Below are 20,422 nucleotides of genomic sequence, written 5' to 3'. Positions count from 1 at the left end.
AACAATACAGCGTCCATACCTTTACCATTGTTTTAGTGTAAAGAGAGGTCAAGACAATGATTACTACCCGAACAGCCAAACAATGCGGACAAGCAGATTTCGGCTGGCTGCAGGCCCGCTACACCTTTTCCTTTGGACACTACTTCGACCCGAAACTGTTAGGTTACGCCTCCCTGCGCGTGCTCAACCAGGAAGTTCTGGCACCGGGCGCATCGTTTCAGCCGCGTACCTACCCGAAGGTCGATATCCTGAACCTGATCCTGGAAGGGGAAGCGGAGTACCGCGATAGCGACGGCAACCACGTGCAGGCCAAAGCCGGCGAAGCGCTGCTGATTTCGACCCAGCCGGGCGTCAGCTATAGCGAGCATAATCTGAGTAAAGATTGTTCGCTCACGCGGATGCAGCTGTGGCTGGACGCCTGCCCGGAGCGCGAAAATCCGCTGGTACAGAAGATGAGTATCACCGAGGGTCCGCAGCAGCTGCTGGCTTCACCGGACGGCGCGCAGGATAGTTTGCAGCTACGCCAGCAGGTCTGGATCCATCATCTCGATCTGGCGAAAGGCGAGAGGATTAACGTGCAGCTTCACGGACCGCGCGCCTATCTGCAGTCTATTCACGGGACCGTTCACGCCGTGGCGCATGAAGAGGAAAAGCAGGCACTGACCTGCGGCGATGGCGCCTTTATTCGTGATGAAGCTAACATTACCCTCGTTGCCGATACGCCTTTGCGCGCTTTACTGATAGATTTACCGGTATAAAAACGGGAGTCAGGGAGCTTATCAGTGAGTAAGAAGAAACCGAAGAAGACCGCATCGCCGATTCAGCCAACCTTGCCGGAAACAACCAACGTCGTCGGCTTTGGCTACGAAGAGATGCTGAGCGAGCTGGAGGCTATCGTCGCCGATGCGGAGATACGACTTCAGGATGAAGAAAACGCCGCCTGATGCCAAAAATCGGCTCCTGCCGGGGCCGACTCTGCTTTCTCCCGCCCGGCTGTTTTTTTATCTGCGCGAGGGGTTATGACGCTCGCTGAATAAGCGCCTGCTGGGATGAATTCACCAGTTGAATATCCATCCGCGGGCCCGGCAGCACGATGTTATGCTCATCCAGCGACTCTTTAATGCTCTCCAGCAGATCGAAATAGGTATCCCAGTATTCAACGTTTTTCACCCACACGCGGACGGTGAAGTTAAGCGTTGACGGCCCGAGCTCAATAAGGCGCACCGTCGTGCCGCGGGATTTATCAATACGCGATTCTTTATCAACAATCTTCTGAATAACGTTTTTGACCTCCGCAATGCGGCTTTGATACGCCACGCCCAGCAGCAGATCGATACGACGATACGGATGACGGGAGTAATTTACGATACTGTCGGCGATGATTTTGCCGTTGGGGATCACCACTTCTTTATTATCAACGGTGAGCAGCGTCGTAGAGAAAACGTGAACCGTTTGCACAACCCCGGACACCGCACCAACCTGGACAAAGTTACCCGCGCGGAAGGGGCGTAGCGTGACCAGCAGCACGCCGGCGGCAAAGTTCGACAGCGACCCCTGCAGCGCAAGGCCAATCGCCAGGCCTGCTGCGCCGATAACGGCAATAATCGATGAGGTTTCGATACCGACTCTTCCCAGCGCCGCCACGATGGCAAACGCCATCGTAATATAGCGAACGATCGCCGCGAAGAAATGAACCACCGTCGCGTCGACGTTTCTGCGCAACAGGATCCTTTCGATGGTCTTTGATAATAATTTAGAAACCAGTTTACCCACAAAGAGTAAAATAATCGCGGCCGCAATATTCCAGCCAAACTGCATAATCGTATCGCCATGACCTTCCAGCCATGCAATTGCGCTTTTAACCTGTGGAAATAAAACAAAGCCTTTCATAATAAGCACTCCGGACTCAGGCTAAGAATAATTAATATGCCATCCATTAGTACTTAATAGTGCAAAGCACCTGTCAGGAACAATAGAGGAAATGGATAAAACACGCCAATATTAAGCCACACAGTATCCCCGAGCACGCCATCAGAAACAGCAATAAAAATGTTTAATTTTATACAACCCCGCGCCATCCGTTATATATCCCCGGCGGCCCGCGGTGAATAATAAAATCACGCCAGCGCGGTGCCGAATTAAAGCTACAGGTCATCACGATTTCGCGCTGGAAAGCAAAATGCCCCATCCTTTGCGTAGAAAGCAAAAAAACCGCCGAGGCGGGGTTTGTGTCGAATGAGTTAAAGCTGGCCGCTAAGCCGCGTTCTTTTCATGAAGAGCGTCATGGACAGTCATTCGCCCTTTCTGCCTCATCCTTTGCGTAGAAAGCAAAAAACCCGCCGAGGCGGGGTTTTCTGAAGAGTTGAAGCTGACCGATAAGCCGGGTTCTGTCGTGGACAGTCATTCATCTAGGCCAGCAATCGCTCACTGGCTCAAGCAGCCTACCCGGGTTCAGTACGGGCCGTACCTTATGAACCCCTATTTGGCCTTGCTCCGGGTGGAGTTTACCGTGCCGCGAACTGTTACCAGCCGCGCGGTGCGCTCTTACCGCACCCTTTCACCCTTACCTGATCCCGCTTGCGCGGGCCATCGGCGGTTTGCTCTCTGTTGCACTGGTCGTGGGTTTCCCCCCCAGGCGTTACCTGGCACCCTGCCCTATGGAGCCCGGACTTTCCTCCCCTTCGCCCGTCTCCCCCCGAAGGAGGACGACGACGAAGCGGCGACTGTCTGGTCAGCTTCGGCGCGAAGTATAGAGGGTTTGCCGCCGGTTGTCATCCCTCCATCGCCATCCCGGCCCGCAATGTCGCGGCGATGTTACGCGACGCGCGATAAATATTGTCCGATGCCCCGCGGAAGGCCTCTTCCAGCGTCGTAATATTGGTCAGCACGCTGAATACCGCGTCGATGCCAAACTGATGCACCACGCCAACGTCGCGGGTCAGGCTGCCGGCAATGCCAATCACCGGCTTATGGTACTTCTTCGCCACGCTCGCCACGCCGACCGGCACCTTGCCGTGGATGCTTTGGCTATCAAGCCGCCCTTCGCCGGTCACCACCAGCGAGCAGTCGAGGATATGCTCTTCCAGATTCAGCGCCTGGGTGACAATCTCGATCCCGCTGCGCAGTTCAGCATTGAGGAACGCCATCAGCGCGGCCCCCATACCTCCGGCGGCGCCGGCTCCCGCCACCTGTTTCACGTCCACGCGCAAATCGTTTTTTATCACATCGGCATAGTGTTCAAGATTGCGATCCAGCTCGAGGATCATCGCTTCGCTCGCCCCCTTCTGCGGGCCAAAAATACGCGAGGCGCCCACATCACCAATCAACGGGTTGGTCACGTCGCAGGCTACGCGGATGGTACATTCCTGCAGCCGGGCGTCCAGACCTCGGAGATCGATGGCATTCAGGCTGGCGAGGCTCCCGCCGCCGTTGCCAATCTCGCTGCCGTTAGCATCGCGAAGGCTGGCCCCTAGCGCCTGCACCATCCCGGCGCCGCCATCGTTAGTAGCGCTGCCGCCGATGCCGATGATGATATTTTTCGCCCCATGATCCAGCGCCTGGAGAATCAGCTCGCCGGTCCCGCGCGATGTCGTCAGCAGCGGATTGCGCAGCGCCGGCGGAACCAGGCCCAGTCCGCTGGCGGCCGCCATCTCGATAAATGCCGTTTTACCGTCGCCGGACATTCCCCAGCTGGCGTTCACCTTTTCACCTAACGGCCCGGTAACCAGGGCGGTATATTCAGAGCCCTGCGTGGCGGCAATCATGGCCTCAACGGTGCCTTCACCACCGTCGGCAACCGGGACGGAAACATACTCCGCATCGGGGAAAATTTCCCGAAATCCTTTTTCTATTGCCTGAGCTACCTCAATGGCAGAAAGGCTTTCTTTATAAGAGTCTGGGGCGATTACGATTTTCATAGTTATGTAGCCTGACAGTGCCGCGCAAGGCAAGAATTACAGGGCGCGTTTCACGCCCTTCTTGTTAGCGAGTGACTTCCACTTTCGCCAGTTTTTCGTAATAGCATGCCAGCGCGCTGTGGTCGGCGGTACCCAGACCATCGGCACGCAGCGCCTGCATCATTTCCATCACCGCTGCTGTCAGCGGCAGCTGAGCGCCCACGCCGTGGGACGTATCCAGCGCGTTGGCCAGGTCCTTAATATGCAGGTCGATGCGAAAACCTGGCTTGAAGTTACGATCCATGACCATCGGCGCTTTCGCATCCAGCACGGTGCTCCCCGCCAGGCCACCGCGGATAGCCTGATACACCAGATCGGGATTGACGCCCGCTTTAGTGGCGAGAGTCAACGCTTCAGACATCGCGGCAATATTCAGTGCGACGATCACCTGGTTGGCCAGCTTCGTCACGTTACCTGCCCCCACTTCGCCGGTGTGCACGACCGAACCGGCCATCGTCTTCATCAGGTCGTAGTATTTATCGAAGATTGCCTTATCGCCGCCGACCATCACCGACAGCGTGCCGTCGATCGCCTTCGGCTCGCCGCCGCTTACCGGCGCGTCGAGCATATCCACACCCTTCGCCTTCAGCGCTTCGCTGATTTCGCGGCTGGCCAGCGGCGCGATGGAGCTCATATCAATCAGTACGGTGCCCGGCTTCGCGCCTTCAATGATGCCGTTTTCACCCAGCGCTACCTCTTTCACATGCGGGGAGTTCGGCAGCATCGTGATAATCACATCGCACTGCTCGGCAATCGCCTTCGCCGTAGCCGCCGTTTCTGCGCCGGCAGCCATCACTTCAGCAACCGCTTCAGGATTACGATCGGAAACCACCAGCGAGTAACCGGCTTTCAGCAAGTTTTTGCTCATAGGCTTGCCCATGATGCCCAGGCCAATAAAACCAACTTTCATCGTCATAACGTTCTCTCTCTTTTGATCCCGAGGGTTATTTTTTAAAAGAATCCGCAAGCTTCTGCGTGGCGGAGCGGAATGCGCCCAGGTCGCTGCCGACGGCAACAAAGGTGGCGCCCCATTCCAGATAGCGACGCGCATCGGCCTCTACCGGCGCCAGAATGCCGCTCGGCTTACCGTGCTTTTTCGCACTCGCAAAAATCTGCTGAATCGCGCGCTGAACGTCAGGGTGAGAGGCGTTGCCGAGATGGCCTAACGCCGCGGCCAGGTCGCTTGGGCCGACAAAAATGCCGTCAACGCCTTCGGTTGCCGCGATGGCATCGACGTTATCTACGCCCTGCTGGCTCTCAATCTGTACGAGGATGGTGATGTTTTTGTTGGATTGCGCGAAGTAGTCCGGCACGGTGCCAAACATGTTGGCGCGGTGAGAAACGGAGACCCCGCGGATACCTTCTGGCGGATAGCGGGTGGAGGCCACCGCGTTCACCGCCTCTTCTTTGCTTTCCACAAACGGGATCAGGAAGTTGTAAAAACCGATATCCAGCAGGCGCTTAATAATCACCGGCTCGTTGGTCGGGACCCGCACAACCGCGGCGCTGGCGCTGCCCTTCAGGGCCATCAGCTGTGGGATAAAGGTCGTAATGTCGTTAGGCGCATGCTCGCCGTCCAGCACCAGCCAGTCAAAGCCCGCAAGGCCTAAGACTTCGGTGCTAATGGGGCTTGCCAGCGCGGACCAGCAGCCAATCTGCACCTGGTGCGCAGCCAGCGCTGCCTTGAATTTGTTCGGGAAGATATCGTTATTCATCGCTTATACCTTGTCACTTAACCGTGAATTATTTTTGCAGTTCCATACGTTTGATGTCGCCAACAATGAAGAGGTAGCAAACCATCGCCATCAGAGCTGAACAACCGACAAACACCAGCGCTGCGTTAAATGAATGCAGCTCGCTGACCAGATAACCAATGACCAGCGGAGTAACGATGGACGCCACGTTACCGAATACGTTGAAGACCCCGCCGCACAGACCAACAATCTCTTTCGGTGCGGTATCGGAAATGACCGGCCAACCGAGGGCGCCAAAGCCTTTGCCGAAGAACGCCAGCGCCATCAGGGTAACCACCAGCGCGGTATTATCGGTGTAGTTACACAGAATAATGGTTGAAGCCAGCAGCATGCCGAGAACGATAGGCAGCTTACGGGCCAGCGTGATAGAAAAGCCGCGTTTAATCAGATAGTCGGAGAACACGCCGCCCAGCACGCCGCCGGCAAAACCACACAGCGCCGGGATGGAGGCCACCAGCCCCACTTTCAGAATAGACATCCCCTTTTCCTGCACCAGGTAAATCGGGAACCAGGTGAGGAAGAACCAGGTGATGGTGTTGATAAAATATTGGCCGAAGAATACGCCCAGCATCATGCGGTTGGTTAACAGCTGCTTGATATAGTGGAGTTTCGGCCCGCTGGCGGTATTGCCGCCGGGCTTTTTATGGTCCATATCCACCACCGCGCCGTTGTCAGAGATGAACTTCAGCTCCTCCTTTGACATCCGCGGATGGTCGGTCGGGTTATGAATCAGCTTTACCCACAGGCCGGTGAGGACAAAACCAATGACCCCCATCACGGTAAACACGTGCTCCCAGCCCCAGGCGAAGGTTAACCAGCCGAGCAGAGGCGAGAACAGCGCCAGGGAAAAATATTGCGCAGAGTTAAAGATAGCGGAGGCGGTACCGCGCTCTTTGGTCGGGAACCAGGCCGCAACGATGCGGGCGTTAGCCGGAAATGACGGCGCTTCAGAAAAGCCCAGCATAAACCGCATAATAAACATTGAAATCCCGGCCCAGGCGATTGGAAAGACGTCAACAAAGCCCTGCAGGAAGGTAAACAGCGACCAGAAGAACAGGCTGTAGGTGTAGACTTTCTTCGAGCCAAACTTATCGAGCAGCCAGCCGCCGGGGATTTGCATCAGCAAATAGGCCCAGCCAAAGGCGGAGAAAATGTATCCCATCGATACGGCGCTGAGCTGAAGCTCTTCTGCTACTGCGGTTCCGGCAATGGAGAGCGTTGCGCGGTCGGCATAGTTAACAGCAGTGACGATAAATATTATCAGTAAAATTAAATATCGGGTGGGGAAGCCTTTTTTTGTTTTTTCAACCGTATCAAGTATCATTTTATTTCCCTCAGGTACTCGAGAAGTTATTTTCTTATTACTTAAGCGTTACACTAAAGATGCCCTTTAAATAAAAACAAACATCAAAATAGCAAATCTGGTGTAATGAAATCGTTATTCAGTATAAACAGCCGACATCTGCCGCGCATTGTGCAAACGCACAATTAATGAGGATTATATAAATATTACTTTAAACATATGCATATAATAATGGGCGCTAATGCACATATTTACGCTTTGATGCCGCTGCTGGCGCGGCTATCGCGATAATGAGTGATCGAGATCACATTTTTGATCGCTAACTCCTGACATTCTAATTCCACAATACTGAGAACATCCTCAATTAGATTTTATATAGAGCTAACTATTTTATTATCCCCACCTGGCTGGAGAATACTGGACAATGGCCGACATCGAAATCAGACAACAATCGCCCAGCGCGTTTTATATTAAAGTACACGACACCGATAATGTGGCAATTATTGTCAATGATAATGGCCTGAAAGCGGGAAGTCGTTTCCCGGACGGGCTGGAGTTGATTGAACATATTCCTCAGGGCCATAAGGTGGCCCTGGCGGATATTCCGGTTCACGGCGAAATCATTCGCTATGGCGAAGTCATCGGTTACGCCGTTCGCGATATCGTGCGCGGCAGCTGGATTGACGAGTCCACGGTAGAGCTGCCCAGCGCACCGCCGCTGAATACCCTGCCGCTGGCGACCAAAGTCCCGCAGGCGCTGCCCGCGCTTGAAGGCTATACCTTTGAAGGCTATCGCAATGCCGACGGCAGCGTCGGGACCAAAAATCTGCTCGGCATCACCACCAGCGTGCACTGCGTGGCCGGGGTTGTCGATTACGTGGTCAAAATCATCGAACGCGATCTGCTGCCGAAGTATCCGAACGTCGATGGCGTGGTGGGCCTCAATCACCTCTACGGCTGCGGCGTCGCCATCAACGCGCCGGCGGCCGTGGTGCCTATTCGCACTATCCACAATATCTCGTTGAACCCAAATTTTGGCGGTGAGGTGATGGTTGTTGGCCTGGGCTGTGAAAAGCTGCAGCCAGAGCGCCTGCTGCAGGGGACGGAAGATGTTCAGCCCGTTGCCGTGGATAGCGCCAGCATCGTGCGGCTGCAGGATGAGCATCACGTGGGTTTTCAATCCATGGTCGACGATATTCTGCAGGTTGCACAGCGTCACCTGGCGAAGCTCAACCAGCGCCAGCGCGAAACCTGCCCGGCGTCCGAGCTGGTGGTCGGCATGCAGTGCGGCGGCAGCGACGCGTTTTCCGGCGTCACCGCCAACCCTGCGGTCGGCTATGCCTCCGACCTGCTGGTACGCTGCGGCGCGACGGTGATGTTCTCAGAGGTCACTGAAGTCCGTGACGCCATTCATCTGCTCACGCCGCGCGCGGTGAACGAGGAGGTCGGTAAACGCCTGCTTGAAGAGATGGCCTGGTACGATAACTATCTCGATCTCGGCCAAACCGATCGCAGCGCCAACCCCTCTCCGGGAAATAAAAAGGGCGGCCTCGCCAACGTGGTAGAAAAGGCGCTGGGTTCTATCGCCAAGTCGGGGAAAAGTGCAATTGTCGAGGTGCTGTCGCCGGGCCAGCGCCCGACCAAACGCGGGCTGATATTTGCTGCCACGCCGGCCAGCGATTTTGTTTGCGGTACCCAGCAGGTCGCATCCGGCATTACGGTTCAGGTGTTCACCACCGGCCGCGGTACGCCATACGGCCTCGTCGCGGTGCCGGTCATTAAAATGGCAACCCGCACCGAACTGGCGAACCGCTGGTACGATCTGATGGATATTAACGCCGGGACTATCGCCACCGGCGAAGAGACCATCGAAGACGTGGGCCTGAAGCTGTTTGAGTTTATTCTTGACGTCGCCAGCGGCCGGAAGAAAACCTTCTCAGACCAGTGGGGGCTGCATAACCAGCTGGCGGTGTTTAACCCGGCACCGGTAACCTGATCCCGGCAAGGTCAGCCCTCTCTGCTTCAGGAGAGGGCTGCAGAATGACGGTTCAGGCATTCACTAAAATAACGTCTATTCCATGCTTACGTAGCGCTTCCAGGCTTTCTACGGGAATGCCTTCATCGACGATAATCATATCAATACGCTGAGTATCAATGATTTTATGCAGGCTGGAACGGTTGAACTTGCTGGAGTCCGTTACGACAATAATACGCTCCGCCACTTCACACATCCGGCGGTTGAGCCTGGCTTCATCCTCATTATGCGTGCTGACACCACGTTCCAGATCGATAGCATCCACGCCGAGAAACAGCATATCGAAGTGGTAATTCTGTAAAGACTGCTCGGCCTGGTCGCCATAAAATGACTGTGACTGGCGGCGCAGATGGCCCCCGGTCATCAACAGCTCGACTCCCTCAGCCTCCAGTAACGCATTGCCGACGTTCATGCCGTTAGTCATCACAATCACATCAGCATGCTGGCGCATCAGGCGAGCTATTTCATACGTGGTGGTGCCTGAGTCAAGGATGACGCGGTGGCCCGGCTGAATCAGCTTAACGGCCGCTTTGGCAATATTGTGCTTTACCGCCGTATTCAATGAGCTTTTATCCTCAACAGAAGGCTCCATGCCCGGCGTACTGCTATCGCAAATCAGAGCCCCGCCGTAGGCACGAACCGCAATGCCCTGTTTTTCCAGAAACGCCAGATCGTTGCGAATCGTAACCGTGGAGACACCAAACAGAAGGGAAAGATCGTTAACCTGCACACTTCCCTGCTGCCGCAACCGCTGAATAATTTGCTCTCGCCTTTCGCTGGTCCCGGCGAGGCGCTTCTCTATGGAAGAATCGGTGCCACTCATAAGCATTCCCTTAACTAATCTTTCATTTCATTTCGATTTACCTATTAACACCTTTCTTTTAGCGGAATGCAAGCCCCGCAACGCGGTTAAGGGGGAGACGCCTTGACGCCGAAGACTTTCATTATGTTTCTTTTGTGAAACAGATCGGAAAACCATTATCTTTCGTTTTATTTTTTAAGCACCATGACGCAGTATAAAATGAAATAAAACGAAAGATTAATGTCATTACCATCCGAAATGGAGAGGAAAGTGAAACATCTTACAGAAATGGTGGCACAGCATAAACGAGGGAGTACAAGCGGGATTTATGCCGTCTGTTCCGCTCATCCACTGGTACTCGAAGCGGCCATTCGTTACGCCCGGGCCCAGCAGGCTCCGCTGCTGATCGAAGCCACCTCCAATCAGGTGGATCAGTTCGGTGGCTATACCGGCATGACGCCCACTGATTTCCGCGGCTTCGTCTGCCAGCTTGCCAGTTCGCTCGATTTTCCCCAGCCGCAGCTGATCCTCGGCGGCGATCATCTCGGCCCTAACCGCTGGCAAAACCTGCCCGCCGCGCAGGCGATGGCCAATGCCGACGATCTCATTAAAAGCTACGTCGCCGCCGGCTTTAAAAAGATCCATCTCGATTGCAGCATGTCCTGCGAGGGCGATCCGCTGCCGTTAACCGATGAGATCGTCGCAGATCGCGCTGCCCGACTGGCAAAGATTGCCGAAGAGACCTGTCGTGAGCGCTTTGGCGAATCCGACCTGGTCTACGTAATAGGCACCGAAGTGCCCGTCCCAGGCGGCGCCCATGAAACGCTTACCGAACTGCTGGTCACCACGCCTGATGCGGCGCGCGCGACGCTGGAAGCGCATCGCCATGCCTTTGCAAAGCAGGGGTTGAGCCATATCTGGCCGCGCATTATCGGCCTGGTGGTCCAGCCCGGCGTCGAATTCGATCATATCAACGTTATCGACTATCAGCCGCAGAAAACTGTAACGCTGAGCGCAATGGTGGAAGCTTATGACACCCTGATATTTGAAGCCCACTCCACGGACTATCAGACGCCGCAGGCGCTTCGTCAGCTGGTGAAAGATCACTTTGCCATTCTCAAAGTCGGCCCGGCGCTCACCTTCGCCCTGCGCGAAGCGCTGTTCTCCCTGGCGGCGATAGAGGAAGAACTCCTGCCCGCGAAAGCGTGCTCCGGCCTGCGCCACGTGCTGGAAAACGTCATGCTCGATCGCCCGGAATATTGGCAAAACCACTATCACGGCGACGGCAATGCGCGGCGCCTGGCGCGCGGTTACAGCTACTCCGATCGCGTCCGCTACTACTGGCCGGACAGCCAGATCGATGAGGCGTTTGCACGCCTGGTGCGCAATCTTGCGGACTGGCCAATTCCGCTGCCGCTCATCAGCCAGTATATGCCGCTGCAGTACATCAAAGTTCGCGGGGGCGATCTCAAGGCGACACCGCGGGAACTCATCATCGACCACATTCAGGACATACTGCAGCAGTACCACGCTGCCTGTCAGGGCGTTACGTCCCATAACGCATAACAATGAAGAGGAAAACGCGATGCCAAACATTGTTTTAAGTCGTATTGATGAACGTTTGATCCACGGCCAGGTGGGGGTCCAGTGGGTTGGATTTGCGGGGGCTAACCTGGTGCTGGTGGCCAACGATGAGGTTGCTGAAGATTCGGTACAGCAAAATCTAATGGAGATGGTGCTGGCGGAGGGGATCGCCGTCCGCTTCTGGTCGCTGCAAAAAGTGATTGAAAATATCCACCGCGCTGCCGATCGGCAAAAAATTCTGCTGGTTTGTAAAACACCGGCTGATTTCCTCAGGCTGGTGGAGGGCGGGGTTTCCGTCGCGCGGATCAACGTAGGAAATATGCACTACGCCAATGGCAAACAACACATTGCCAAAACGGTTTCTGTAGACGCTGACGATATTGCCGCGTTTAACGGCCTGAAGGCCGCCGGGGTGGAATGCTTCGTTCAGGGCGTTCCGACAGAACCCGCTTTGGATCTCTTTAAACTATTATGAGGGATTCATAATGGAAATCAGTCTGTTGCAGGCTTTTGCATTAGGTATTCTTGCCTTTATTGCCGGCCTCGATATGTTCAACGGGTTAACCCATATGCACCGACCCGTGGTCCTCGGCCCGCTGGTCGGCCTGATTCTGGGCGATCTGCATACCGGTATTTTAACCGGCGGCACGCTGGAGCTGGTCTGGATGGGGCTGGCCCCTCTGGCGGGTGCCCAGCCGCCAAACGTGATTATCGGCACTATCGTCGGTACCACCTTTGCCATTACCACCGGCGTGAAGCCTGATGTCGCGGTCGGCGTCGCCGTCCCCTTCGCCGTCGCGGTACAGATGGGAATCACCTTCCTGTTCTCGGTAATGTCCGGCGTGATGTCCCGCTGCGACCGAATGGCAGCAAACGCCGATACCAGGGGTATTGAGCGGGTGAACTATCTGGCCCTGCTGGCGTTAGGGACCTTCTATTTTCTCTGCGCCTTCCTGCCTATCTTTTTCGGGGCGGAACATGCGAAAACCGCCATTGATGTGCTACCGGAGCGCCTGATTGACGGCCTCGGCGTGGCGGGCGGCATCATGCCGGCTATCGGCTTCGCCGTGCTGCTGAAAATCATGATGAAAAACGTCTATATCCCCTATTTTATCATCGGCTTTGTGGCCGCAGCGTGGCTGAAGCTACCGGTACTGGCGATTGCCGCCGCCGCGCTGGCTATGGCACTCATTGACCTGCTGCGCAAATCTCCAGAACCGGCTGCGCCGGCGGCACAGAAAGAGGAATTCGACGATGGCATCTAATCAAACCACTCTGCCAGGCGTCTCTACATCCGAAGGGACGCTGCTTTCCGGCGTGAATGAAAACGTCTACGAGGACCAGGCCCTCGGTGCGGAGCTAACGAAAAAAGATATTAACCGCGTCGCCTGGCGCTCCATGCTGCTGCAGGCCTCGTTCAACTATGAACGTATGCAGGCGTCCGGCTGGCTGTATGGCCTGCTGCCGGCGCTGAAAAAGATCCACACCAACGAGCGCGACCTGGCACGTGCCATGAAAGGCCATATGGGTTTCTTCAACACCCACCCGTTCCTGGTGACCTTTGTCATCGGCATTATCCTTGCGATGGAGCGCTCCAAGCAGGACGTCAACAGCATTCAGAGCACCAAAATCGCCGTCGGTGCCCCGCTCGGTGGGATTGGCGATGCGATGTTCTGGCTGACGCTGCTGCCGATTTGCGGCGGCATTGGTGCCAGCCTTGCGCTGCAGGGTTCTATTCTCGGCGCGGTGGTGTTTATTGTGCTGTTTAATGTGGTACATCTCGGATTGCGCTTTGGCCTGGCACACTACGCTTATCGTATGGGCGTGGCGGCGATACCGTTAATTAAAGCCAATACCAAAAAGGTCGGGCATGCGGCGTCAATCGTCGGGATGACGGTGATCGGCGCGCTGGTGGCAACCTATGTTCGCCTCAGTACCACTCTGGAGATCGCCGCAGGTGATGCGGTGGTGAAGCTGCAAACGGATGTTATCGATAAGCTGATGCCGGCGTTTCTACCGCTGGTTTATACCCTGGCCATGTTCTGGCTGGTACGACGCGGCTGGAGCCCGCTGCGCCTCATCGCACTCACCGTCGTCCTGGGCGTTGTGGGTAAATTCTGCCACTTCCTGTAAATACAAAGAGGTATGCAATGTTAGGTATTATTTTGACGGGTCATGGCGGTTTTGCCAGCGGTATGGCAATGGCGATGAAACAAATACTGGGCGAGCAGTCGCAGTTTATCGCTATCGATTTTCCAGAGACTTCAACCACCGCACTGCTCACCTCGCAGCTGGAGCAGGCGGTAGGCCAGCTGGGCGCTGAAGATGATATCGTTTTTCTGACTGACCTTCTGGGCGGTACGCCATTTCGCGTGGCCTCAACGCTGGCGATGCAAAAACCAGGGAGTGAAGTGATTACCGGCACCAATCTGCAGCTGCTGCTGGAAATGGTCCTGGAACGCGAGGGCCTGAACAGCAAAGCGTTTCGCTTGCAGGCGCTGGAGTGCGGGCACCGCGGATTAACCAGCCTCGTCGACGAGCTCGCGCGCAGCCGCGAAGACAAACCGATAGAGGAAGGGATATGACGCAGATTCTGCGCGCCAGACGTCTGCTAACCGAGCAGGGCTGGCTTGCCGATCATCAGCTGCGTATTGAAGCAGGGGTCATCACCGCAGTCGAGCCTGTCCCCGCCGGCGTAACCGGTCGCGACGCCGATCTGCTTTGCCCTGCTTACATCGATATTCATGTCCACGGCGGCGCGGGTATTGATGTGATGGACGAAGCGCCGGACGCGCTCGACCGGTTGGCAATACATAAAATGCGCGAGGGGGTCGGCGCCTGGCTGCCGACTACCGTCACCGCGCCGCGGCCGGCCATCCACGGCGCGCTGGAACGCATCGCCCGACGCGTACTTTCCGGTGGTCCCGGCGCGCTGGTGCTGGGCAGCTACCTGGAAGGGCCCTATTTCACCCCGCAGAATAAAGGCGCCCATCCGCCTGAGCTCTTCCGCGAGCTGGATGTCGCCGAGCTGGGCTCCTTGATAACGCGCTCGCGGCAAACGCTGCGGGTGGTGGCGCTGGCGCCGGAAAAGCCGGGGGCAATAGCGGCGATTCATCATCTTAAACGGCATAGCGTGCGGGTGATGCTGGGCCATAGCGCCGCCACCTATGAACAAACCTGCGCCGCATTCGCTGCCGGTGCCGACGGGCTGGTGCACTGCTACAACGGGATGAGCCGATTACATCACCGGGAGCCGGGCATGGTCGGTGCCGGGTTAACTACGCCGCGGGCTTGGCTGGAGCTTATTGCCGACGGGCATCATGTTCATCCCGCCGCCATGCGTCTGTGCTCCTGCTGCGCCGAACAGCGCATTGTCCTGATAACAGATGCGATGCAGGCAGCCGGTATGCCCGATGGCCGCTTCACGCTCTGCGGCGAAGCGGTGGAAATGCGCAACGGTATCGTACGAACGGCCTCCGGTAGCCTGGCAGGCAGTACGCTCTCGCTTGATGCGGCCGTTCGCAACATGGTCGAACTGGCGGGAACTGCGCCGGAGGATGCCATTCATATGGCTTCGCTGCACCCTGCCCGCCTGCTGGGTATTGACGATCGACTTGGATCGTTACGGACGGGAAAATGCGCGAATGTTATTGCGCTAAACGACGGGCTACACCTTCAACAAATCTGGATTCAGGGCCAGGCTCTCCCCCTTTAGCCCTTTCATTATGCGTCATATTGGCCTTCGCCCTCGTCGCACAGGCCTTTCTTTTTCTTTCTAAAAGAACGTAGGCCCCTACGGTTATTTAATTAAAATAACATATTAATCATATAGATAGTCATATTCATTGTTTCCCGATCACAGTTTTCGTTTTATTTCTTGTTTCTTTGATTGAAGTTTCGATTTCTTTCATATAGATTTTATTTAACTGATTACATGAATAAGTGAAACGAAACGAAAGATAGCGACAATTTTGCCAGCGTCTGATGTGGAATTCACACGACTAAGGACTGTGTTATGCCTGAAACCTTTACCGCTACCTCCGCCGCGACCGGCACCTGGACAGAAACCGAAATCCGTCAACAGCCCGCCTGCTGGATCCGCTCGCTCACCAACATCGACAATCTCCGTTCGGCGATCGACGACTTTCTTGCGCCATTGCTGCGCAAAGAAAACTTGCGGATCGTTCTGACGGGGGCAGGAACCTCCGCCTTTATCGGTGAGATCGTTGCGCCCTGGCTATCGCGCCATACCGGAAAAAGCATCAGCGCGGTGCCAACGACCGACCTGGTAACCAATCCGATGGACTATCTCAACGCCGAACACCCGCTGCTGCTGGTCTCCTTCGCCCGCTCTGGCAATAGCCCGGAGAGCGTTGCCGCCGTAGAGCTGGCCAATCAGTTCGTCCCGGACTGTTACCACCTGTCGATTACCTGTAATGAATCCGGCAGCCTGTATCAAAACGCGGTAAACAGCGACAACGCCTTTGCGCTACTGATGCCGGCGGAAACGCACGACCGCGGCTTTGCAATGACCAGCAGTATTACCACCATGATGGCGAGCTGCCTTGCGGTGTTCGCGCCCGAGACGATCGACAGCAGAACCTTCCGCGACGTGGCGGATCGTTGTCAGACGATCCTCACCTCGCTCGGCCAATTTAATAACAGTGTATTTGGCAATGAGGCGTGGCAACGAATCGTCTATCTCGGCAGCGGCGGATTACAAGGCGCGGCGCGCGAATCTGCCCTTAAGGTCCTCGAGCTGACCGCCGGTAAGCTGGCGGCGTTTTATGACTCCCCAACCGGCTTTCGTCACGGGCCGAAATCACTGGTGGATAACGAAACGCTGGTGGTGGTATTTGTCTCCAGCCATCCCTACACGCGCCAGTACGACCTCGACCTGCTGGCCGAGCTGCGTCGCGATAAACAGGCAATGCGCGTGGTGGCGATTACCGACGAATCAAATGCCGTTATCGCCGCGGGCCCGCATATTCTGCTACCGCCTTCCCGCACGTTTATCGACGTCGAGCTGGCTTTCTGTTTCCTGATGTATGCCCAGGTATTCGCCCTCACGCAGTCCATCAGCGTTGGTAATACTCCGGACACCCCATCCGCCAGCGGAACGGTTAACCGCGTGGTACAGGGCGTTGTTATTCATCCATGGCAGGCGTAAGAGGATCGCATCATGAGCATTATTTCGACTAAATATCTCCTTCTGGATGCCCAGGCAAAAGGCTATGCGGTGCCAGCATTCAATATTCATAACGCCGAAACGATCCAGGCGATCCTGGAAGTCTGCAGCGCGATGCGATCGCCGGTGATCCTCGCCGGCACGCCGGGCACCTTTAAGCATATCGCGCTGGAAGAGATCTATGCCCTGTGCAGCGCCTACGCCACCACTTACGACATGCCGCTGGCGCTGCATCTCGATCACCATGAATCGCTGGACGATATCCGCCGCAAGGTTAACGCCGGCGTGCGTAGCGCGATGATCGACGGCAGCCACTTCCCCTTCGATGAGAACGTAAAGCTGGTGAAATCAGTCGTCGAATTCTGCCACCAGCATGATTGCAGCGTTGAGGCTGAACTCGGTCGCCTGGGCGGCATGGAAGATGATATGAGCGTGGACGCTGAAAGCGCGTTTCTGACCGATCCGCAGGAAGCAAAACACTTTGTCGAACTGACCGGCGTCGACAGCCTGGCGGTGGCTATCGGCACCGCTCACGGGCTTTATACCAAAACGCCAAAAATTGATTTTCACCGTCTGGGGGAGATTCGCGACGTGGTTGACGTGCCCCTGGTCCTGCACGGCGCGAGCGATGTCCCTGATGAGTACGTGCGTCGCGCCATCGAACTCGGGGTCTGCAAAGTCAATGTGGCAACCGAGCTGAAAATTGCGTTTTCCGGTGCCGTAAAACAGTGGTTTGGCGAACATCCTGATGGTAATGACCCACGCTATTACATGCGTGTCGGTATGGATGCCATGAAGGAAGTGGTAAAAAGCAAAATCAACGTGTGCGGTTCAGCGAATAAATTAGTGACCTGTTCACCATCCGTTTCGTAAATTAAACATAATTATATTATTTCAACAACGCGTAACTCACAGCCTATATCGGCAGGAATTACTAATATGAGTACTCCAAATATTTTATTAACCCGAATTGATAATCGCCTGGTACATGGCCAGGTTGGCGTCACGTGGACATCAACCATTGGCGCTAACTTACTGATTGTCGTCGATGATGAAGTCGCAAATGACGACATACAGCAAAAGCTGATGGGCATTACCGCTGATACCTATGGCTTCGGCATTCGTTTTTTCTCTATCGAGAAAACAATCGCAATTATTTCAAAGGCGGCTCCTCATCAGAAAATTTTTCTAATCTGCCGCACTCCGGCCATTGTCAGAAGGCTGATCGAAGGCGGCCTGTCGTTGAAAGACGTCAACGTAGGAAATATGCATTTCTCTGAGGGGAAAAAACAGATCAGCAGCAAGGTATATGTCGATGATAGTGATTTAGACGATCTGCGATTTATCAAGCACAGCGGTATTAATCTATTTATTCAGGATGTTCCTGGTGATGCGAAAGAGGGCATTCCTGATTAATTGCAGTGTCTCGATATTCTAATAGCGAAAGTCACCATTACGAGGCAACAAAATGCACGAAATTACACTCCTTCAGGGAATGTCCCTGGCCGCGTTAGTTTTTGTTCTTGGGATAGATTTTTGGCTGGAAGCGCTATTCCTTTTTCGTCCGATTATCGTCTGTACTCTTACCGGTGCGATTCTTGGCGATATCCATATCGGTTTGATCACCGGCGGTCTCACCGAGCTGGCTTTTGCAGGCCTGACGCCTGCCGGAGGCGTGCAGCCGCCGAACCCCATTATGGCAGGCGTAATGACGACCGTCATCGCCTGGACAACCGGGGTGGACGCGAAAACCGCAATTGGTTTAGGACTGCCGTTTAGCCTGCTGATGCAGTACGTCATTCTGTTTTTCTACTCGGCATTTTCACTCTTTATGTCAAAGGCCGATAAGTGCGCAAAAGAGGCTAATACCGCAGCGTTTTCTCGTCTTAACTGGACTACAACGCTCATTGTCGCCTGTTCCTATGCGGCCATCACCTTTCTCTGTACCTATCTTGCGCAGGGCGCAATGCAGGCGCTGGTAAAAGCCATGCCGGCCTGGCTGACGCACGGTTTTGAAGTCGCTGGCGGCATACTGCCCGCGGTCGGTTTTGGCCTCCTGCTGCGAGTCATGTTCAAGGCCCAGTACATCCCTTACCTCATCGCCGGCTTCCTGTTCGTATGCTATATCCAGGTCAGTAACCTGCTGCCGGTTGCGGTATTAGGTGCCGGGTTTGCGGTCTATGAATTCTTTAATGCCAAAGCTAAAAATGCCGCGCAGGCGCAGGCGGCAACCCAGAAAAACGATGCAGAGGATTACAGCAATGGGATCTGAAATTAGTAAAAAAGACATTACTCGCCTGGGGTTTCGTTCCTCTCTGCTTCAGGCCAGCTTCAACTATGAGCGTATGCAGGCCGGTGGGTTTACGTGGGCAATGCTGCCGATCCTGAAGAAGATCTACAAAGGCGACAAAGAAGGCCTCAGCGCCGCCATGAAGGATCATCTGGAGTTCATTAACACGCACCCTAACCTGGTCGGCTTCCTGATGGGTCTGCTGATTTCAATGGAAGAGAAAGGTGAAGACCGCAGCACGATAAAAGGGCTAAAGGTCGCGCTTTTTGGTCCTATCGCCGGCATCGGCGACGCAATATTCTGGTTCACCCTGTTACCGATTATGGCCGGGATCTGCTCCTCTTTCGCTAGCCAGGGCAACCTGCTGGGGCCTATTTTGTTCTTCGCGGTCTATCTTGCCATCTTCTTCCTGCGCGTGGGCTGGACGCATGTCGGCTATTCTGTGGGGATAAAAGCGATAGATAAAGTGCGGGAAAACTCGCAGATGATCGCCCGCTCGGCGACGATACTTGGGATCACGGTAATTGGCGGCCTGATTGCGTCCTACGTGCATATTAACGTCGTCACCACCTTTGCCATCGACGCCACGCATAACGTTGCGCTGCAGCAGGACTTTTTCGACAAGGTGTTCCCAAACATCTTACCGATGGGCTACACCCTGCTGATGTATTACCTGCTGCGGGTGAAAAAGGCGCATCCGGTATTGCTGATTGCCGTCACCTTCGTGCTGGCGATTCTGGGTTCCGCACTGGGGATTTTGTAAATGAGTAGGATAACTTTTCAGGAACTGAGCGATTACCGTGCGCTGAGCGAGGAGGTCAGCGAGCGATTGCTGGCGCTCATTCAGCGTAAGCCCGACGCGGTAATTTGTCTGGCGACGGGCGCTACGCCGCTGCTGGCCTATCAAATGTTTGTTGAAAAGGCGCAGGCACAAAAAACGGATACCAGTCAGGTCATCTTCGTGAAGCTCGACGAATGGGTTGGGCTATCGGCCGATAGCCCGGCAACCTGCGAAGCGTTTTTGCAACAGCAGATTATTCTGCCGCTCGCCGTCACGCCCGATCGCTATATTTCGTTTGCTTCCGATAAGGCTGACGAAGAGGAATGCCAGCGGGTTGTTGAACAGATTGCGCAGTGTGGCGGTTTAGACCTTTGTCTGTTGGGGATAGGTAAGAACGGCCATTTAGGGCTTAACGAACCGGACGACTTCCTGGAACCCGCCTGCCATATTACCTGTCTCGACGAGCGCACCCGCCTGCACGATATGCTGAAACAGGTATCGGCTCCCGTCGAGCAGGGGATCACCTTGGGTCTTAGGGATATTCTGGCGGCAAAAGCGGTATTACTGCTGGTAGCCGGTGAGGGAAAACAGCAGGCATTCGCCGCGTTCAGAGAAGGGAAGGTAACAACACGCGTTCCGGCATCGTTCCTGTGGCTACACCCGCAGGCAACCTGTTTGTACTGCGCAATGTAAGAGCTGCCGGGCGGCGCTACGCCTGCCCGGCTTATT

21 protein-coding genes and 1 other RNA gene are annotated in these 20,422 nt (G+C 55.2%); 15 read left to right on the top strand and 7 right to left on the bottom strand.

The window, feature by feature from the left end:
• The first annotated feature begins 56 nt into the window (after nt 1-56).
• Both GVK32_RS02295 and GVK32_RS28830 read left to right on the top strand, forming a co-directional pair.
• Nucleotides 57-758, top strand: a complete 702-nt coding sequence (locus GVK32_RS02295; RefSeq protein WP_041147353.1) for a pirin family protein — start codon at nt 57-59, stop codon at nt 756-758.
• A gap of 24 nt (nt 759-782) precedes the next feature.
• Nucleotides 783-944 carry a hypothetical protein gene (locus tag GVK32_RS28830; RefSeq protein WP_165973059.1) on the top strand — a complete coding sequence of 54 codons (162 nt, stop codon included), beginning with the start codon at nt 783-785 and terminating at the stop codon, nt 942-944.
• A 73-nt stretch (nt 945-1,017) separates the two neighbouring features.
• Here the strand turns inward: GVK32_RS28830 and GVK32_RS02290 are convergent, their stop codons facing one another.
• The 6 genes from GVK32_RS02290 to garP all read right to left on the bottom strand — a co-directional run bounded on the left by GVK32_RS02290 (nt 1,018) and on the right by garP (nt 7,034).
• Entirely contained in the window at nt 1,018-1,890 is an 873-nt protein-coding gene (locus GVK32_RS02290; protein WP_159864727.1) for a mechanosensitive ion channel domain-containing protein, read from the bottom strand.
• Between the two features lie 470 nt (nt 1,891-2,360).
• Nucleotides 2,361-2,739: RNase P RNA component class A (rnpB, locus tag GVK32_RS02285), an RNA gene on the bottom strand.
• A 32-nt stretch (nt 2,740-2,771) separates the two neighbouring features.
• Nucleotides 2,772-3,917, bottom strand: coding sequence for a glycerate 2-kinase (garK, locus tag GVK32_RS02280; protein ID WP_076946583.1), 1,146 nt, complete (start codon nt 3,915-3,917; stop codon nt 2,772-2,774).
• 64 nt (nt 3,918-3,981) lie between these two features.
• Nucleotides 3,982-4,872 (bottom strand): 2-hydroxy-3-oxopropionate reductase, encoded by an 891-nt coding sequence (gene garR, locus GVK32_RS02275; protein WP_123708925.1) that lies wholly within the window; start codon nt 4,870-4,872, stop codon nt 3,982-3,984.
• A gap of 28 nt (nt 4,873-4,900) precedes the next feature.
• The gene (garL, locus tag GVK32_RS02270) at nt 4,901-5,671 is read right to left on the bottom strand and encodes a 2-dehydro-3-deoxyglucarate aldolase (protein ID WP_045856688.1); all 771 of its coding nucleotides are present in this window, start codon (nt 5,669-5,671) and stop codon (nt 4,901-4,903) included.
• Between the two features lie 28 nt (nt 5,672-5,699).
• Nucleotides 5,700-7,034, bottom strand: a complete 1,335-nt coding sequence (gene garP, locus GVK32_RS02265) for a galactarate/glucarate/glycerate transporter GarP (protein ID WP_159864725.1) — start codon at nt 7,032-7,034, stop codon at nt 5,700-5,702.
• 403 nt (nt 7,035-7,437) lie between these two features.
• Here garP and garD point away from each other — a divergent pair, with 403 nt between their 5' ends.
• A complete protein-coding gene (gene garD, locus GVK32_RS02260) occupies nt 7,438-9,009 on the top strand; it encodes a galactarate dehydratase (protein ID WP_159864723.1) in 1,572 nt (523 codons plus the stop codon).
• 52 nt (nt 9,010-9,061) lie between these two features.
• Here the strand turns inward: garD and GVK32_RS02255 are convergent, their stop codons facing one another.
• Nucleotides 9,062-9,871, bottom strand: coding sequence for a DeoR family transcriptional regulator (locus GVK32_RS02255; protein WP_159864721.1), 810 nt, complete (start codon nt 9,869-9,871; stop codon nt 9,062-9,064).
• A 237-nt stretch (nt 9,872-10,108) separates the two neighbouring features.
• Between GVK32_RS02255 and kbaZ the strand changes: the two genes are divergently transcribed.
• From kbaZ to GVK32_RS02195, 12 genes are all read left to right on the top strand, one after another.
• Nucleotides 10,109-11,416 carry a tagatose-bisphosphate aldolase subunit KbaZ gene (kbaZ, locus tag GVK32_RS02250; protein ID WP_159865118.1) on the top strand — a complete coding sequence of 436 codons (1,308 nt, stop codon included), beginning with the start codon at nt 10,109-10,111 and terminating at the stop codon, nt 11,414-11,416.
• 19 nt (nt 11,417-11,435) lie between these two features.
• Nucleotides 11,436-11,909: a PTS N-acetylgalactosamine transporter subunit IIB gene (gene agaV / locus GVK32_RS02245; RefSeq protein WP_159864720.1), complete on the top strand. Its 474-nt coding sequence runs from the start codon at nt 11,436-11,438 to the stop codon at nt 11,907-11,909.
• A gap of 10 nt (nt 11,910-11,919) precedes the next feature.
• On the top strand, nt 11,920-12,699 hold the full coding sequence (gene agaW, locus GVK32_RS02240) for a PTS N-acetylgalactosamine transporter subunit IIC (protein ID WP_159864718.1): 780 nt from the start codon (nt 11,920-11,922) through the stop codon (nt 12,697-12,699).
• Nucleotides 12,689-13,567 carry a PTS N-acetylgalactosamine transporter subunit IID gene (agaE, locus tag GVK32_RS02235; RefSeq protein WP_159864716.1) on the top strand — a complete coding sequence of 293 codons (879 nt, stop codon included), beginning with the start codon at nt 12,689-12,691 and terminating at the stop codon, nt 13,565-13,567. The genes agaW and agaE overlap by 11 nt, the downstream gene beginning before the upstream one ends.
• A 17-nt stretch (nt 13,568-13,584) precedes the next feature.
• Nucleotides 13,585-14,019 (top strand): PTS galactosamine/N-acetylgalactosamine transporter subunit IIA, encoded by a 435-nt coding sequence (gene agaF, locus GVK32_RS02230; protein WP_159864714.1) that lies wholly within the window; start codon nt 13,585-13,587, stop codon nt 14,017-14,019.
• Nucleotides 14,016-15,149, top strand: coding sequence for an N-acetylglucosamine-6-phosphate deacetylase (gene nagA, locus GVK32_RS02225; protein WP_159864705.1), 1,134 nt, complete (start codon nt 14,016-14,018; stop codon nt 15,147-15,149). Before agaF ends, nagA begins: the two co-directional genes overlap by 4 nt.
• 300 nt (nt 15,150-15,449) lie before the next feature.
• Nucleotides 15,450-16,604 carry an SIS domain-containing protein gene (locus GVK32_RS02220; protein WP_159864702.1) on the top strand — a complete coding sequence of 385 codons (1,155 nt, stop codon included), beginning with the start codon at nt 15,450-15,452 and terminating at the stop codon, nt 16,602-16,604.
• Nucleotides 16,605-16,616: 12 nt separating this feature from the next.
• The gene (kbaY, locus tag GVK32_RS02215; protein ID WP_159864699.1) at nt 16,617-17,495 is read left to right on the top strand and encodes a tagatose-bisphosphate aldolase subunit KbaY; all 879 of its coding nucleotides are present in this window, start codon (nt 16,617-16,619) and stop codon (nt 17,493-17,495) included.
• 66 nt (nt 17,496-17,561) lie between these two features.
• Nucleotides 17,562-18,038, top strand: coding sequence for a PTS galactosamine transporter subunit IIB (gene agaB, locus GVK32_RS02210; protein ID WP_159864696.1), 477 nt, complete (start codon nt 17,562-17,564; stop codon nt 18,036-18,038).
• A gap of 52 nt (nt 18,039-18,090) precedes the next feature.
• Entirely contained in the window at nt 18,091-18,894 is an 804-nt protein-coding gene (gene agaC / locus GVK32_RS02205; RefSeq protein WP_159864693.1) for a PTS galactosamine transporter subunit IIC, read from the top strand.
• Nucleotides 18,884-19,675: a PTS galactosamine transporter subunit IID gene (gene agaD, locus GVK32_RS02200; protein ID WP_095099821.1), complete on the top strand. Its 792-nt coding sequence runs from the start codon at nt 18,884-18,886 to the stop codon at nt 19,673-19,675. Before agaC ends, agaD begins: the two co-directional genes overlap by 11 nt.
• The gene (locus tag GVK32_RS02195) at nt 19,676-20,386 is read left to right on the top strand and encodes a galactosamine-6-phosphate isomerase (RefSeq protein WP_159864690.1); all 711 of its coding nucleotides are present in this window, start codon (nt 19,676-19,678) and stop codon (nt 20,384-20,386) included.
• Nucleotides 20,387-20,422 lie beyond the last annotated feature (36 nt).

Origin of the sequence: Klebsiella sp. 18074 (genome assembly GCF_902705905.1) — a bacterium.
Classification (GTDB): Bacteria; Pseudomonadota; Gammaproteobacteria; order Enterobacterales; family Enterobacteriaceae; genus Klebsiella; species Klebsiella terrigena.
Note: the sequence above shows the minus strand (reverse complement) of the source record. Positions and strands in the feature narration are given on the sequence as shown.

Bases quoted from the DNA above. Each gene is read 5' to 3' on its own strand.
- GVK32_RS02295 (WP_041147353.1), top strand. From the start codon at position 57: ATGATTACTACCCGAACAGCCAAACAATGCGGACAAGCAGATTTCGGC.
- GVK32_RS02290 (WP_159864727.1), bottom strand. From the start codon at position 1,890: ATGAAAGGCTTTGTTTTATTTCCACAGGTTAAAAGCGCAATTGCATGG.
- garK (WP_076946583.1), bottom strand. From the start codon at position 3,917: ATGAAAATCGTAATCGCCCCAGACTCTTATAAAGAAAGCCTTTCTGCC.
- garR (WP_123708925.1), bottom strand. From the start codon at position 4,872: ATGACGATGAAAGTTGGTTTTATTGGCCTGGGCATCATGGGCAAGCCT.
- garL (WP_045856688.1), bottom strand. From the start codon at position 5,671: ATGAATAACGATATCTTCCCGAACAAATTCAAGGCAGCGCTGGCTGCG.
- garP (WP_159864725.1), bottom strand. From the start codon at position 7,034: ATGATACTTGATACGGTTGAAAAAACAAAAAAAGGCTTCCCCACCCGA.
- garD (WP_159864723.1), top strand. From the start codon at position 7,438: ATGGCCGACATCGAAATCAGACAACAATCGCCCAGCGCGTTTTATATT.
- GVK32_RS02255 (WP_159864721.1), bottom strand. From the start codon at position 9,871: ATGAGTGGCACCGATTCTTCCATAGAGAAGCGCCTCGCCGGGACCAGC.
- kbaZ (WP_159865118.1), top strand. From the start codon at position 10,109: ATGGAGAGGAAAGTGAAACATCTTACAGAAATGGTGGCACAGCATAAA.
- agaV (WP_159864720.1), top strand. From the start codon at position 11,436: ATGCCAAACATTGTTTTAAGTCGTATTGATGAACGTTTGATCCACGGC.
- agaW (WP_159864718.1), top strand. From the start codon at position 11,920: ATGGAAATCAGTCTGTTGCAGGCTTTTGCATTAGGTATTCTTGCCTTT.
- agaE (WP_159864716.1), top strand. From the start codon at position 12,689: ATGGCATCTAATCAAACCACTCTGCCAGGCGTCTCTACATCCGAAGGG.
- agaF (WP_159864714.1), top strand. From the start codon at position 13,585: ATGTTAGGTATTATTTTGACGGGTCATGGCGGTTTTGCCAGCGGTATG.
- nagA (WP_159864705.1), top strand. From the start codon at position 14,016: ATGACGCAGATTCTGCGCGCCAGACGTCTGCTAACCGAGCAGGGCTGG.
- GVK32_RS02220 (WP_159864702.1), top strand. From the start codon at position 15,450: ATGCCTGAAACCTTTACCGCTACCTCCGCCGCGACCGGCACCTGGACA.
- kbaY (WP_159864699.1), top strand. From the start codon at position 16,617: ATGAGCATTATTTCGACTAAATATCTCCTTCTGGATGCCCAGGCAAAA.
- agaB (WP_159864696.1), top strand. From the start codon at position 17,562: ATGAGTACTCCAAATATTTTATTAACCCGAATTGATAATCGCCTGGTA.
- agaC (WP_159864693.1), top strand. From the start codon at position 18,091: ATGCACGAAATTACACTCCTTCAGGGAATGTCCCTGGCCGCGTTAGTT.
- agaD (WP_095099821.1), top strand. From the start codon at position 18,884: ATGGGATCTGAAATTAGTAAAAAAGACATTACTCGCCTGGGGTTTCGT.
- GVK32_RS02195 (WP_159864690.1), top strand. From the start codon at position 19,676: ATGAGTAGGATAACTTTTCAGGAACTGAGCGATTACCGTGCGCTGAGC.